Source organism: Streptacidiphilus sp. PAMC 29251 (assembly GCF_054208735.2).
This window is the reverse complement of the sequence record NZ_CM135725.2, coordinates 9,924,903-9,940,812: the sequence shown is the minus strand read 5'-3', so window position 1 is coordinate 9,940,812 and position 15,910 is coordinate 9,924,903. Positions and strand designations below refer to the sequence as shown.

Genomic DNA, 15,910 nt, shown 5'->3' with positions numbered 1-15,910 from the left:
CGGGGTCAACGGGGGCTCGGTGGAGCCAGTTCGGCGCGGTAGAGCTGGGCCAGGTCGTTGAGCAGGACCGAGGTCGACCAACCGTCCGTGACGATGTGATGCAGGCTCAGCGCCAGCACCTGGTCGTCCTCGGCCAGCCGCACCAGGCCGGCCCGCAGCAGCGGTCCGCGGCGCAGATCGAAGCGACGGGCCCGCTCCCCGGCCAGCAGCGCGCGCAGCGCCGACCCGCGCTGCTGCTCCGGCAGCTCGGACAGGTCATGCAGAAGCAGCGGCACCTCCTGTGGCGGGTGAATGATCTGCACGCCCTGGCCGTCGACATCGTCGAAGGTGGTGCGCAGCGCCTCATGGCGGTCCGTCAGCGCGCGCAGGGCCGCGCCGAGCGCGCCGATGTCCAGGGTGCCGCGCAGCCGCAGGGCGAGCGCGGTGACGTACTCGGTGCCGCCGGGTGCGAACTCCTCCAGGAACCACAGCCGCTGCTGGGCGTAGGACATGGGCATCGCCGCCTCACGGGCGACCGGGACGACGGCCGGTCCCGCGGGCCGGTCCTGCCCCGAGGTGAGCAGCCGGGCCAGCCCGGCCGGGGTGGGATGGGTGAACACCGCCCGGGGGGTGAGGTCGGCGCCGAAGGCCTCGGCCAGGCGGGCGGCGAGCCGGATGCTGAGGATCGAGTCGCCGCCCAGCTGGAAGAAGCCGTCCTCCACCCCGGGCGGGCGGATGCCCAGGACCTCGCCGAAGACCTCCGCCGTGCGGCGTTCGGCCTCGGTCCGCGGCGCGACCCGCTCGCGGTGCTCGCTGCCGCCGTGCTCCGCGTCGGGCACCGGCAGCGCCGCTCGGTCGACCTTGCCGTTGCCGCTCAGCGGAAGGGCGGCGAGCGGAACGAACACGGTGGGAACGAGGTAGTCGGGCAGGGCGCGGGCGGCGAAGGCCCGCAGCCGGTCCGGGTCGTCCCCGGCCGGGCCGACCACATAGGCCACCAGCCGCTTGCCGCCGGTCCGGTCCGCGCGGGCCAGGACGGCGACGTCGGCGACCCCCGGGTGGGCCGCGAGCGCGGACTCCACCTCGCCGGGTTCCACCCGGAACCCGCGGATCTTCACCTGGTCGTCCGCGCGGCCCAGGAACTCGACCGCACCGTCCGGACGCCGCCTGGCCAGATCGCCGGTGCGGTACATCCGGGCCCCGGGCGGGCCGGCCGGGTCGGCCAGGAAGCGCGCTGCGGTGTCGCCGGAACGGCCCAGGTAACCGCGCGCCAGACCCTCGCCGGCCACGAACAACTCCCCCGCGCAGCCCGGCGGGACGGGCCGCAGCCGGCCGTCGAGGACGTGGACGCGCACATCGTCCAGGGGGTGGCCGATCGGCACGGTGTCGGGCACCGCCGCCGGGTCGGCCAGAGCGAAGGAGGTCGCGAAGGTCGTGGTCTCGGTGGGCCCGTAACCGTCCACCACGCTCAAACCGGGGCAGGCGGCCAGGACCCGGCGGACAGCGGGCGCGGGCACCACGTCGCCGCCGGTCCACAGCCGGCGCAGGCCCGCGAAGCAGTCCGGCGCGTCCTGGGCCAGCAGCCGGAAGAGTCCGGCGGTCAGCCACACGGCGGTCAGGCCGCCGGGGCCGGCCAGCCGACGCAGCAGCGCCGCGTCCACCGGGCCGTCCGGGGCCACGACCACGCAGCCGCCGTTCAGCAGCGGTGCCCATACCTCGAAGGTGGCAGCGTCGAAGGCCACCGGCGAGTGCAGCAGCACGCCGGCCGAGCTGCCGTCCGCGAAGCGGCTGTCGGTGGCCAGCGAGGCCACGTCGCGGTGCCGTACCGCCACCGCCTTGGGCCGGCCGGTGGATCCGGAGGTGAACATCACATACGCCAGCCGGTCGGGGTCGGCAGTCGGCACGAACGGTCGGGCCGGACCGGTGCGGGCGGCAGCCACCCGGGCAGCGGTGAGCTGAACGGCGACGCCCGCCCGGGTGAACAGCTCCCGGCGGCGCTCCTCGGGAGCCCGGGCGTCCACCGGCAGATAGGCGCCGCCGGCCTTGAGCACCGCCAGCTGGGCCACCACGAGTTCGGCCGAACGCTCCATCAGCAGCGCCACCCGGCCCTCGGCCGCCAGCCCGTCGGCCAGCAGTCGACCGGCCAGGCGGTCCGACCAGTCGGCGAGCTGACGGTAGCTCAACTCGCCCTCCTCGGAACGCACCGCGATCGCGTCAGGGGTGCGGACGCCTGCTCGGCGAAGAGCTGCACCGGGCTGCGCGGAGCCGTCCGGCGGGCGGTGGTGTTCCAGGACGCCAGCAGCTCCGCGTCGGCCGCGGTGAGCAGGTCCAGATCGCCGAGGTCGCCGTCCATACCGTCGGCGAGGGCGGTGAGCAGGACGGCCAGGCGGTCCACCGCGCGTTCCACGGTGGTGCGGTCGAACAGCGCGGGGTCGTAGGCCAGGTCGAAGCCCAGCAGCTCGGCCGACTGGGCCCGCAGGCACCACGGGAAGGTGGTGGCGTCGTCGGCCCGCACCTCCTCCACGCCCACGCCGGTCCTGGCCGTCACCGACTCGTCGACGGGGTAGTTCTCGAACACCAGCATGCTGTCGAACAGCGGCTCGCCGACCGGCAGCTCGCTGAGCGCCTGCACCCGGGACAGCGCCAGGTGGTCGAAGCGGCGGCTGTCGCTCTGCCGCTGCTGCAGTTCCCGCAACCAGGGCAGGACCGCGCCGGCCGGCACCCGGACCCGGGTCGGCACGGTGTTGATGAACATGCCGATCATCGACTCGACGCCGGGCAGCTCGGCCGGGCGTCCGGATACGGTGGTGCCGAACACCACGTCGTCACCGCCGCTGTAGCGCGCCAGCAGCAGCGCCCAGGCGCCCTGCAGCACGGTGTTGACGGTCAGTCCGGCCCCAGCGGCGGTCTCCCGCAGCCGCTGGGAGACCGCCTGGTCCAGCTCCCGGTGGACGGCTTCGGCGGAGCGGGCACGGTGCGCCTCGGCGGGCCTGCGGTCGTACGGCAGCGGGGTGCGCGCGGTGAAGCCGGCCAGGGCGTCGGCCCAGTGGGCCTCGGCCGCGGTTTCGTCCTGGTCGTCCAGCCAGCGCAGGAAGTCCGCGAACGGCCGCCGGACCGGCCGGGACCCCTGCGGGCCGCCGGTCAGCTCGGCGTACTGCTCGCACACCTCGGTCAGCAGGTGCCCGGTGCTCCAGCCGTCCAGGATCAGGTGGTGCGTGGACCACAGCAGCAGCAGCTCATCGTCCGGCAGAGCAGCAAGGGTGAGCCGGGTGAGCGGCGCGGTGGCCAGGTCCAGGCCGGCGGCGCGGTCCGCGGCGAGCAGGCGCCCGGTCTCCGCCGCCGTCTGCTCGGGTGTCAGCCGCCGCCAGTCCAGCTGGGTGACCGGCAGCTCAACCCGTTGGTGGACCAGCTGAACCGGATGGGGCAGCCCCCGCCAGCGCACGCTGGTGCGCAGCGCCGGGGTACGGTCGGCGACCTGCTGCCAGGCCTCGGCGAAGGCCTGCGGGTCGGCCACTCCGGACAGCCGCACCGCAGTCCGGTCGAAGTAGGCCCCCTCGGTGTCGACCAGCCCGTGGAAGAGCATCCCGGACTGCAGCGGTGTCAGCGGCAGGACGTCGACGACCTGGCGTCCGTCGCCGACCAGCCGGTCCAGCCGCTCCTGGTCCAGGCCGGCCAACGGGAAGTCGGACGGGGTGCGGCCGCCGGCCTCGGGGCGGGCGCAGTGCGCGGCGATCTCGCGCAGCGCGGCGCACATCTGCTCGGCCAGGCCGCGGACGGTGGCCTCGTCGTAGACGTCCGCCGGGTAGGTCCAGCCCAGCTCCAGCCGGCCCTGCTGCACCACCCCGGTGATGTCCAGCAGGTAGGGCCGGGGCTCGTCCGGGTCGGTGTCGCGGCCGGCCGGGGGCAGCGAGGCACGGTAGAGGCCGTCGTCGCCGGAGCCGGCGTCCCACCGCCCGTGGTAGTTGAAGCCCACCTGAGGCGCCGGGCTGTCCGGCAGCAGGTGGCGCAGCGCACCGTGGCTCAGCCCGTGCCGCGGGACCGCGCGCAGCTGCTCCTTCACCGAGCGCAGGGTGTCGTGCCAGTCGGCATCGGGGGCGACGTCCAGGGCGAGCGGGAACTCGGCGGTGAACCAGCCCACCGTCCGGGACAGGTCCAGGTCGTCGAAGAGGTCCTCGCGGCCGTGCCCCTCCACGCCGACCAGGACGGTGTCCCGCCCGCACCAGCGGGCCAGGGTCCGGCCCAGGGCGCTGAGCAGGACGTCGTTGACCTGGGTCCGGTAGACCGCGGGAACCTGGCGCAGCAGCGCGTCGGTCGTGTCGGCGTCCAGGGTCACGGTGACGGTGGCGGCGCTGCCGTGGGTGTTGGGTCCTGGCCGCCCGGCGGGCAGCTCGGCCGGGGCAGCGGCGGTGCGGGTCCAGTGGTCACGGTCGGCGTCCAGCGCACCGGAGCGGGTGTGCTGGTCCAACCGGGCGGCCCAGTGGCCGAAGGAGGTCCCCGCCGGGGCAGTTCGACGGATCGCCCGTCCCCGGCCGCCCGGTGGGCAGCCTCGAGGTCGGCCAGCAGGATCCGCCAGGACACGCCGTCCACGACCAAATGGTGCACGGTGAAAACGAGTTGCCCCGGCTGCCCCGTGCCGCGGTCGAAGAACAGCACCCGCGCCACCCGGCCCTCGGTCGGGTCGAGCGAGGCCTGGGCGTGGTCGGTGACCCGTTGCACCTCCGCCTCCAGCGCCGCGGGATCCAGGCCTGCCACGTCGTGCCGGGTGAAGACCCCGTCCGGCGCCTCGGCCAGGACCTCCTGGCGCCAGCCGGTACCGGTGTGGTGGCCGAACCGGGTGCGCAGGGCCGGGTGGTGCCGTACCAGTGCCAGGGCCGCCGTGCTCAGCGCCGACGGGTCGGCGTTCGGGGCCAGTTCCAGCCGCTGGGTCATGCTGAAGCGCAGTGCGTCGCCAGGGCGGCGGTCATCGAGGTACCAGCGCTGGATCGGGGTGAGCGGCGCCTCGGCGGGCGCGGTGTCGCCATCGATCGCCCGTGCGGCCGACTCGCCTACCTGCAAAGCAAGTTCAGCCACACTCTGATAGCGGAAGACATCCTTGGTGGTGAGCGCGAGACCGGCCGCGCGGGCGCGGGAGACGATCTGGATGCTGAGGATGGAGTCTCCGCCCAGCGCGAAGAAGTTGTCCTGCGCGCCCACCCGTGCCACGCCCAGCACCTCGGCCCAGATCGCGGCGAGCCGCTGCTCGGTGCCGGGCCGCGGCGGCACATGGGGTTCGCCGCTGTCCGGCTGGGCGGGCGGGGCGGGCAGCGCGCCGCGGTCGGTCTTGCCGCTGGTGGTGCGGGGGATCCGGGCCAGCGGGACGAACGCGGCGGGCACCATGTGGTCGGGCAGCGTCCGCCGCAGCCCGGCCCGCAGTTCCTCGGCCGGCGGAACCCGGTCCCCGGCCGGCACCAGATAGCCGACCAGCATCAGCCGCCCGGCGTGCTCACGTGCGGTGACCACGGCCTCGGCGACGTCCGGGTGCTCCAGCAGGGCGGCCTCCACCTCGCCCGGCTCGATCCGGAAGCCGCGGATCTTGACCTGCTCGTCGACCCGGCCGAGGAACTCCAGCCGTCCCCGTGCGTCCCAGCGGGCCCGGTCGCCGGTGCGGTACATCCGGGTCCCCGGCGCTCCGAAGGGGTCGGCCAGGAAGCGGGCGGCGGTCAGACCGGGCTGGTGGAGGTAGCCGCGGGCCACCTGGGCCCCGGCCAGGTACAGCTCCCCCGGCACCCCGCGCGGCACCGGCCGCAGCGCGCCGTCGAGCAGATAGGCCATCAGGTTGCGGCCGGGACGGCCGATCACCGGGCGGTCGGGGCTGTCCGCGCAGGGCCCGTAGACCGCGTCGACGGTGCACTCGGTGGGCCCGTAGATGTTGTGGACGGTCACGCCGAGGTCCTGCCGCACCGCGCACAGCTCCTGCCAGAGGGCGGGCGGGACGGCCTCGCCGCCGACCAGCAGCAGCCTCGGGTGGTGCCGGCCGGGTGCGAGCAGTCCGGCGCCGATGAGTTCGCGCAGGAAGGAGGGGGTGACATTGACCAGGTCCAGCCGGCGTTCGACGATCCGGGCGCAGAACGCCTCCGGGTCGAGCCGCACCTCCTCGTCGATGAGGTGGACCTCCTGGCCGAGCGCGAGCAGCAGCGGGCCCTCCCAGCTGGTGTCGAAGGAGAACGAGGCGCTGAGGGCGAACCGCAGCCGCTGCCCGTCCGCGGTGTGCGACTCGACCAGTCCCGCGCGGTGGTCCTGGCAGAGGTTGGCCAACTGCCGGTGCTCCACCGCGACACCCTTGGGCCGGCCGGTGGATCCGGAGGTGTAGACGATGTAGGCGGTGTGCTGCGGCAGCAGGGGTTCTGTTCGGTCGGCATCGGTGAGGTCGTGGGCGGGCAGCCGGTCCCAGGGCACCTCCCGCAGCGCGTCCGCCGTCAGCAGGGTCTGCGGCCGGGCGTCGTCGAGCATGAACCGGACCCGCTGCTCGGGCAGTTCGGGGTCGAGGCAGAGCAGGGTGGCGCCCGCCTTGAGCACCGCGAACACCGCCACCACCTGGTTCGAGCTGCGCGGCAGTCGCACCGCGACCACGCGTTCGGGACCGGCGCCCAGGGCGACCAGGTGGTGGGCCAGCCTGTTCGCCCGCTCGTTGAGGGCGGCGAAGTCCAGGGTGGCGTCCCGGGCCACCAGGGCGGTGAGCCAAGGGGTGCGGGCGGCCTGGGCCTCGAACAGCTCGGTGAGGGTGGTGTCCGCCTCGGGCAGTGACTCGCCCGCTCCCAGCCGGAGCACCTCACCCCGTTCCTCGGCGTCCATCAGTGGCAGCGCCCCGGCGGCGACGCCCGGGTCCTCGGCCGCGGCCTCCAGCAGGGTCCGCAGCCGGCTCGCCAGGCGCTCGGCGGTGTCCGCGTCGAAGAGGCCGGTGTTGTACTCCAGGTAGCCGGTCAGGCCGCCGTCGTGCTCGACGAAGTCGAAGGCGAGGTCGAAGGTGGCGTGGTGGACCGGCGGGGTCAGCGGCTCCACCTCGAGGCCCGGCAGCGTCGGCGCCTCGGCGCCCAGGTTGTGCAGCGCCACCATCACCTGGAACAGCGGGGTGCGGCTGGTGTCCCGCTCGGGCTGGAGGGCGTCGACCAGCCGCTCGAAGGGCACCTCCTGGTGGGCGAACGCCTCCAGTACGGTGCCGCGCGCCTCGGCCAACAGCTCACGGAACGTCAGTTCCGGTCGGACCCGGGCGCGCAGCACCAGGGTGTTGACGAACATGCCGACCACGTCGTCGAGTCCGTGCTGCTCCCGGCCCGAGGCGACGGTGCCGACGGTGAGGTCCTGCTGGTCGGCCCAGCGGGCGAGCAGGATCTGACAGGCCGTCAGCAGCGTCATGTAGAGGGTGGCGTCGGCCTCCCGGCCCCGCTCGCGCAGCCGTCCGGTCAACGCGGCGGACAGGGTGAAGGTCAGCAGCGCGCCCTCGCGGGTGCGGACGGCGGGCCGCGGCCGGTCGGTGGGCAGCTCCAGCGGCGCCATGCCGTCCAGGACCCCGCGCCAGTGGGCGAGGTCCTCCTCGGCGCGGCCGGTGCGGGCCCGTTGCCAGGCGGCGTAGTCGGTGTACCGCACCGGCAGTTCGGGCAGCTCCGGGCGACGGTTCTCGCAGGCCGCCGCGTACAGCTCGCCCAGGTCCCGGCCCAGCACGGCCATCGACCAGCCGTCGGTGGCGATGTGGTGCACGGCCAGCAGGAGCACGTGCTCGTCCTCGGCCGACCGGGCCAGCCGGGCCCGCAGCAGCGGCCCGGCGGCGAGGTCGAACGGGGTGGCGGCGACCCGTTCCACCAGGGCGTCGAGGGCCGCCGGGGGCGCTGCGGTCAGGTCGTCGCAGGGCAGTTCGACCGGGTGCGACGGGTGCACCACCTGCCGCGCGCGCCCGTCCCGCTCGGCGAAGGTGGTCCGCAGCGCCTCGTGCCGGGCCACCAGGCCGTCCAGGGCGGTCCGCAGGGCTACGGCGTCCAGCGGGCCGCGCAGGCGCAGCACGGACAGGGTGGTGTACTCGGTGCTGCCCGGCTCGAAGCGGTCCAGGAACCACAGCCGCTGCTGGGCGTAGGACAGCGGCGGCTCGGCGGCCGGGTCAGCGGCCGGGATGGCGTCGACCGAGGGGCTTCCGTCCCCGGTCGGGTCGCCGAGGGCCGCGGCCAGGTCCGCCAGCGCGGGGTGGGTGAACAGCAGCCGGGGTGAGACGTCCGCGCCGAAGGAGGCGCGGAGCCGGGAGGTGACCCGGATGGCGAGGATGGAGTCGCCGCCGAGGGCGAAGAAGTTGTCCTCGGCGCCGGCCTCGTCGATGTCCAGGACGTCCGTCCAGGCCGCGGCGACCAGGCGTTCGGCCGGGGTGCGCGGGGCAGTGCGCTCAGGGCCCGCGGCGAAGCCGTCCGGGCCGGGCGCGGGCAGGGCGCGCCGGTCCAGCTTGCCGTTGACGGTCAGCGGCAGGGCCGCCAGCGGGACGTAGGCGGCGGGCACCATGTAGGCGGGCAGCAGCCGCTCCAGGTGCGCGCGGAGCTCGGCCGCGGACGGCGGCGTCCCGTGCCCGCCGCCACCGGAGCCTGAGCCGCTGCCGGAGCCGACGACGTGCGCCACCAGCCGACGCGTCCCCGAGCCGTCCTCGTACGCACCCACCGCCGCGGCGCCCACGCCCGGATGGGTGTGCAGGGCGGCCTCGATCTCGCCGGGCTCGATCCGGTAGCCGCGGATCTTCAGCTGCAGGTCGGCGCGGCCCAGGTACTCCAGGGTGCCGTCGGCCCGCCACCGGGCCCGGTCGCCGGTCCGGTACATCCGGGTGCCGGGGCGGCCCCAGGGGTCGGCGGTGAAGCGGGTCGCGGTCAGGCCGGGCCGGTTGAGGTAGCCGCGGGCCAGGCCCTCCCCCGCCACGTACATCTCCCCCACCGCGCCCGGCGGGACCGGGGCGAGGCCGGCGTCGAGCACATACACCCGCAGGTCGGGAAGTCCGGTGCCGATCGGACCGGCGCCGCCGGCCCGCACACTCGCGCGGTCCAGTGGGGCGTAAGTGACATGCACGGTGGTCTCGGTGATGCCGTACATGTTCACCAGCCGCGGTGCGGTGTCCGGGTGGCGGGCGTACCAGCCGGCGAGCCGGTCCACCTCCAGGGCCTCACCGCCGAAGACCACCGTGCGCAGCACCAGCCGGTCGCCGAGCCCGCGGTTCTCGGCGTCCGCGCGCACCAGCGGATAGAACGCGGACGGGGTCTGGTTGAGGACGGTGACCTGTTCGTCGACCAGCAGGCGCAGGAAGTCCTCCGGGGACCGGGCGGTGTCCTCGGGCACCACCACCAGCCGGCCGCCGTGCAGCAGCGCGCCCCACAGCTCCCACACCGAGAAGTCGAAGGTGTAGGAGTGGAACAGCGTCCACACGTCGTGCACGCCGAAGCCGAACCGGTCCCGGGTGCTGCTGAACAGCCGGACCACGTTGGCGTGGGGCACCACCACGCCCTTGGGGCGGCCGGTCGAGCCGGAGGTGAAGATGGCGTAGGCCGGGCTCTCCGGCAGCGGCCGGTGGGCCGGGCCGAGACCGGTGCCCGGACGCCGCGCCAGGTCGGCGCGCACCTCGGCGTCGCCCAGCGACAGCACCGGCACACCCTCGGCGCCGCCGCCGGCAGCCGACGTCACCAGCGCCACCGGTCCGGCGTCCCAGAGCAGTTGGGCGATCCGCTCGGGGGGCAGCGCCGGGTCGACCGGCAGATAGGCCGCGCCCGTCTTGAGCACGGCGAGCACGGCCACCACCAGGTCGACCGAGCGGGGCAGCGCCAGGGCGACGAACTGCTCGCGGGTCGCGCCGAGTTCGGCCAACCGGTGGGCCAGCTGGTTGGCCCTGGCGTCCAGGGTGGCGTAGTCGAGCCGGTCCTCGCCGAAGGAGACCGCCTCGGCGGCGGGGGTGCGTGCGGCCTGGGCCTCGAAGAGGTCGACCAGGGTCTCCGCGGGTCGGCCCCGCACGGTGCCGTTCCAGTCGACCAGCATCCGCCGCCGTTCCTCTGCGGTGGTCCAGGCCAGGGCGCGCAGCGGGCGGTCCGGGTCGTCGGCCAGCTCGGTGAGCAGCAGGCACAGCCGGTCGGCGAGCGCGCGCACGGTCGCCGCGTCGAACAGCTCCGGGTCGTACGCGAGGTCGAAGCCCAGCCGGTCGCCCTGGTAGGCGCGCAGCACCAGCGGGTAGTTGGTGGCGTCGTGGGAGGAGACCTCGACCAGGCGCACACCGGAATCCGCTGCACGGGCGGCGTCGAAGGGGTAGTTCTCGAAGGCGACCATGCTGTCGAACAGCGCACTGCCGGACGGCACCTCGCTGAGGCCGGTCAGCTCGGCCAGGGACACCGCGGCGAAACGGCGGGCCTCGGCCTGCGCCTCCTGGAGCTCCCGGAGCCAGCCGGCGGCGTTGCGGTCGCCGTCCACCAGGACCCGGGTGGGCAGGGTGTTGATGAACATGCCGACCATCGACTCCACGCCGGGCAGCTCGTCCGGGCGTCCGGAGACGGTGGTCCCGAACAGCACGTCGGTTTCCGCGCTGTAGCGGGACAGCAGCAGGGCCCAGGCGCCCTGGACCACGGTGCCGAGGGTCAGCCCGGCCTGCCGGGCGGTGCGGGCCAGCCGGGCCGACACCTCCTCGGACAGCCCGCCCGTGTGCACCTCCGCCGACCGGGCCCGGTGGATCCCGCGCCGGACCCGGTCGACCGGCAGCGGGGTCGGGGTGGCGAAGCCGCCGAGAACCCTTTGCCAATACGCCCGGGCGCCGTCGGCGTCCTGGACGGCCAGCCAGCGCACATAGTCGCCGAAGGGCCTGCGCACCGGCGGTCGGCTCTCGGCGCCGGTGGTGAGCGCCGCGTACTCCTCGAACACGTCGGTGAGCACCTGGGCCAGGCTCCAGCCGTCCAGGACCAGGTGGTGCGAGGTCCACAGCAGCTGCAGCCGGGCGTCGGGCAGTTGGACCAGGGTGAGCCGCATCAGCGGGGCCGTGCCGATGTCCACGCCGCGGGCCAGGTCCTCGGCGCGCAGCCGGGCCAGCCGCTCGGCCCGCTCGGCCCGCTCCGCGGTCCGCAGGTCGACCTGGGTCACCGGCACCCGGGCGGCGCGGTGCACCACCTGGAGCGGCACGGGTACGCCCTCCCACACCACCGAGGTGCGCAGGGCGGGGGTGCGGTCGGCCACCCGCTGCCAGGCAGCGGCGAGGGCCTCGGGGTCGTGCACGCCCTCCAGCAGCAGCGCGGCCTGGTCGACGTAGACGTCGTCGGCGCCCCCGACCAGGCGGTGGAAGAGCATGCCCTCCTGGAGCGGGGTCAGCGGCAGCAGGTCCTCCACCGCGCGTCCGTCGCCGACCAGCCGGTCCAGGCCGGCCTGGTCGAGCCGGGTCAGCGGGAAGTCGGAGGGGGTCCGCCCACCGGCGTCCGGGCGGGCGCAGTGCTCGACGATGGCGGCCAGCGCGGCGGCCATGGCGTCGGCCAGGTCGCGGACGGTCTCCTGGTCGTGTACCTGGTCGCTGTAGTGCCAGGTGGTCTCCAACCGGCCGTCGGCCACCACGGCGGACACGTCGAGAAGGTGGTCCAGTGGCTCGTCCGGGGCGGTGTCCCGGCCCGGTGCCTCCCCGGCCGGGGCGAAGTCGCCGCCCTCGGGGCGGTCCACTGCCCGTGATAGGTGAAGCACACCTGGGGCAGCACGGGCGAACCGAGCGGACCCGCCAGTGCCTGGTAGCTCAGGCCGCGCCGGGGCACGGCCCGCAGCCGCTCCTTGACCCCCTTCAGCGTGGCGGCCCAGTCCGGCGCGTCGGCCGGTCCGACCGGGGCGAGGGTGACCGGGTACTGGGTGGTGAACCAGCCCACCGTCCGGGAGAGGTCGAGGTCCTGGCCGCCCAGGTCCTCCCGGCCGTGGCCCTCCAGGGCGACGGTGACCCGCTCGGCGCCGGTCCAGTCAGCGAGCGCCCGGCCCAGCGCGCTCAGCAGCACGTCGTTGACCTGGGTCCGGTAGACCCCGGGCACCCGGCGCAGCAGGGCCTCGGTGGTGGCCCGGTCCAGCTGCGTGCGGACGGTGCAGACCGACCCGGCGCGGGGGGTGCCCGGGTGGTCGACCGGCAGCGGGACGGACGGCGCCGAGGCCTCGGCGGTCCAGTACGGCAGGTCGTCGTCCAGGTCCCCGGCGCGGACCCGCTCGGCCAGGTGGGCGGCCCAGTCGCTGAACGGGGTGGGCTCGGGCTCCAGCCGCGGCGGTTCGCCCGCGGTCGCCTGCCGGTAGGCCAGCCGCAGGTCGGCCAGCAGCACCCGCCAGGAGACACTGTCCACGGCCAGGTGATGAGCCGTAACAAAGAACTGGGGGCGGGCGGTCCCCGGCGGCACCAGCAGGGCCGTGCGCAGCAGGGCGCCGGCGGCCGGATCCAGGGCCGCGCGGGCGGCGTCGGCGGCTTGCTCAGGACTGACGTCAGCCAGGTCGTGGCGGGTCAGCAGCCCGCTGACCGGACCCGTGCCCGGGTGCTGGCGCCAGCCGTCCGCCTCGCGGGTGAACCGGGTGCGCAGGACCGGGTGCCGCACCACCAGCGCCTCCACCGCCCGCTCCAGCGCCCGCTCGTCCAGGTCGCCCGGCAGGTCGAGCAGCATGGACATACTGAAGTGCCGCAGCAGACCGTGGGTGGTGAGAAACCACTCCTGAACCGGCGTCAGCGGAGCCGGCCCGTCGCCGTACTGACGCCGAGGCCCGACCGGCTCGGTGGTCCGCCGAGCGGCGGCGGCGAGATCGGCGACGGTCTGGTGCCGGAAGACGTCGCCCGAGCTGAGCGGCAGGCCCGCGGCACGGGCCCGGGAGACGGTCTGGATGCTCAGGATCGAGTCGCCGCCCAGCTCGAAGAAGTTGTCCGTGACGCCCACCCGCGCCACGCCCAGCGCCTCGGCCCAGATTCCGGCCAGGGTCTCCTCGTCGGGGGTGCGCGGTGCGACGAACTCCCGTGTCCTGCCGTCCCCTTCGAGGTCGGGGGCCGGCAGCGCACGCCGGTCCAGCTTGCCGCTGATGGTCAGTGGCAGCGCGTCGAGCGCGGTGAAGGAGGACGGCACCAGGTGGTCCGGCAGCACCAGTCGCAGGGCCGCCCGCAACTCAGCCCCGGACGGTTCGGTGCCGACCGCGGGGACGACATAGGCAGCCAGCCGGAGCCGGCCGTGCGCGTCCGGCACTGCCACGACCGCGGCTGCGTCGATCCCCGGCAGGTCCAGCAGGGCCGCCTCGACCTCGCCCGGTTCGATCCGGTGGCCGCGTACCTTGACCTGGTCGTCGGCGCGCCCGAGGTAGTCCAGGCGGCCGTCGGCGGTCCAGCGGGCCAGGTCGCCGGTGCGGTACATCCGGGTGCCAGCCGGTCCGTATGGGTCGGCGAGGAACCGTGCCGCGGTGAGCCCGGGCCGGTCCAGATAGCCGCGGGCGACCTGCTCCCCCGCCAGGTACAGCTCGCCGCCGACACCGGCCGGCACTGGCTGCAGCCGGTCGTCCAGCACATAGGCCGCGGTGTTGGGCAGCGGACGGCCCACCAGCGGACGGCCCTCGCCCTCGATCCGGCAGGCCAGCGCGTCGACCGTGCACTCGGTGGGGCCGTAGTAGTTGTACGCGGCCAGGTCCGGTCGCCCGGCCAGCTCGCGCCAGAGGCCGGGACCGACCGCCTCGCCGCCGAGCATCAGCACCCGCGGCCGGTGGCCGGGGTCGGTGAGCAGCCCGGCGGGCAGCAGTTGACCCAGGTAGGACGGGGTCACGTCGAGGAAGTCGATCCGGTGCCGGACCACGTACGCGACCAGGGCGGCCGGGTCCATCCGGGTCACCTCGTCGACCAGGTGCAGCGGGTGGCCGTCGGCCAGCAGCAGCACCCCCTCCAGGGAGGTGTCGAAGGAGAAGGACGCGGTCAGCGCCACCCGCAGCGGGCCGCCGCCCGCGTCGGCGACGAATCCGGCCCGGTGGGCGGCCAGCAGGTGCACCATCGAGCGGTGCGTCACGGCCACGCCCTTGGGTCGGCCGGTGGAACCCGAGGTGTGGATGACGTAGGCGGTGTTCGCCGGACGCAGCGGGGCCGACCGGTCCGCGTCGCCGGGGTCGGTGTTCGGTGCCGAAGCGGGCACCGCGCGCAGTGCGGCCTGGTCCAGGACCAGCGCCGGCCGGGCGTCGGCCAGCAGATACCGCATCCGCTCCTCCGGCAGGGCCGGGTCCAGCGGCAGATAGCCGGCGCCGGACTTCCAGACCGCGAGGATGGCCACGATCATGTCGGCAGTACGTGGCAGCCGCAGCGCGACCAGCTGTTCCGGGCCGGCGCCGTCGGCGATCAGCTGGTGGGCGAGCCGGTTGGCACGGGCGTTGAGCGTGGCGAAGTCCAGCCGCTCGTCCCCGGCCACCAGGGCGAGGGCATCGGGCGTCAGCGCCGCCCGACTCTCGAACAGCTGAACGTAAGTGGTGTCCGGGACAGGCAGCACGGCGCCGTTCCACTCCCGCGTCACCCGGTCGACCTCCTGCGCGGAGAGCAGCGGCAGGGTGCCCAGGGGCAGGTCAGGGTCGGCTGCGGCGCCCTCCAGCAGCCGCAGCAGCTGCTCGGCCGTCCGCTGCGCTGTCGGAGCGTCGAACAGATCGCTGCGGTACTCCAGCAGCCCGGTCAGGCCCTCCCCGTCCGGCACGAACTCCACGCTCAGGTCGAAGGTGGCGGCCTGCCGGGGCACGTCGACCAGGGTGGCACCGAGCCCCCGCGGGGCGGTGGCGGCGGGCGGGGCCGGATGCAGCAGCACCATCACGTCGAACAGCGGGTTGCGGCCCGCCTCGCGGGGCGCCCGCACCGCCTCCACGATCCGCTCGAAGGGCGTGTCACCGTGCGCGAAGGCGTCGTTGACGGTGCCGGCCGCTCGCCCCAGCAGCTCGCGGAAGGACCCGGACCGCTCCACCGTCGTGCGCAGCACCACGGTGTTGACGAAGCAGCCGACCACCCGCTCCAGATCGGTGCGGGACCGCCCCGAGGTCAGTGAGCCGACGCAGATGTCCTCCTGGCCGGACCAACGGGCCAGCAGCGCCTGGGTCGCCGCCACCAGGGCGGTGTAGAGCGTGGTGTGCTGCTGCGCCGCGAGCTGACGCAACCGGGCCGTCACGCCCGCCGGGACGGCGAAACTGTGCACCGCGCCAGGCCCGGCCTCCTCGCCGCGCCGGGGGTGGTCCAGCGGCGGCTCCGGCACCACTGCCCCAGCTAACTGACCCTTCCAGTAATCGAGTTGCTGCTCCAGTCGGGCACCGGACATCTGCTCCCGCTGCCATACCGCGTAGTCCGGGTACTGCGTGGCGACCGGAGGCAGTTCCGCCGAGGCCTCGTAGGCCGTACACAGCTCGTCCAGGACTACGCCCATCGACCATCCGTCAGTAATGATGTGATGGCCCGTCAGCAGCAATACCTGCGAGGTGTCCGACTCCCGCACCAGCACGGCCCGCAGCAGCGGCCCGCACCGCAGGTCGAAGGGCCGCGCGTACTCCTCCAGCAGCACCGCCGCCAGGTCCGCCGACGCACTCAACTCCCGTACCGGCAGCGGCAACCGCTCGGCCGCCCGCACGGTCTGCACCGGACGGCCGTCGGCCTCGTCGAGGTCGAAGACGGTCCGCAGCCCCTCGTGCCGGGCCACCACCGCGGTCAGGGCGGCGGCCAGCGCCTCGCGGTCCAGCTCCCCGGTGAACCGCACCGCCACCGCGCTGTTGTAGCGGGGGTCGCCGGGCCGCAACCGGTCCAGGAACCACAGTCGCTGCTGCACGAAGGACAGCGGCAGCGGGCCGCTGCGGTCGGCCCGTGGAATCGCCGGTTTGCCTACCCCTTGCCCGGCCAGCCGGCGGCGCAGCGCCTCCCGCAGATCCCCGGGCAGGGCCTCGGCGCGGTCTCGCTTCGAAGGCGTCATGG

At 74.9% G+C, this 15,910-nt stretch carries 3 protein-coding genes and 1 pseudogene; all 4 read right to left on the bottom strand.

Annotation, left to right across the window (positions count from 1 at the left end; translation table 11 throughout):
- Positions 1–5: 5 nt before the first annotated feature.
- Positions 6–2,159, bottom strand: coding sequence for an amino acid adenylation domain-containing protein (locus tag ACXKR8_RS47480; protein WP_462100170.1), 2,154 nt, complete (start codon positions 2,157–2,159; stop codon positions 6–8).
- On the bottom strand, positions 2,156–4,441 hold the full coding sequence (locus ACXKR8_RS47475) for a condensation domain-containing protein (protein ID WP_462100169.1): 2,286 nt from the start codon (positions 4,439–4,441) through the stop codon (positions 2,156–2,158). The genes ACXKR8_RS47480 and ACXKR8_RS47475 overlap by 4 nt, the downstream gene beginning before the upstream one ends.
- A 98-nt stretch (positions 4,442–4,539) precedes the next feature.
- Positions 4,540–11,292 (bottom strand): annotated as a pseudogene (locus ACXKR8_RS47470) (amino acid adenylation domain-containing protein); the annotation flags it as partial.
- Positions 11,293–11,381: 89 nt separating this feature from the next.
- Positions 11,382–15,908, bottom strand: a complete 4,527-nt coding sequence (locus ACXKR8_RS47465; protein ID WP_462100168.1) for an amino acid adenylation domain-containing protein — start codon at positions 15,906–15,908, stop codon at positions 11,382–11,384.
- Between the last annotated feature and the right edge of the window lie 2 nt (positions 15,909–15,910).

Excerpts from the sequence above, each read along its gene's own strand:
- ACXKR8_RS47465 (WP_462100168.1), bottom strand. The coding sequence starts at position 15,908 with ATGACGCCTTCGAAGCGAGACCGCGCCGAGGCCCTGCCCGGGGATCTG.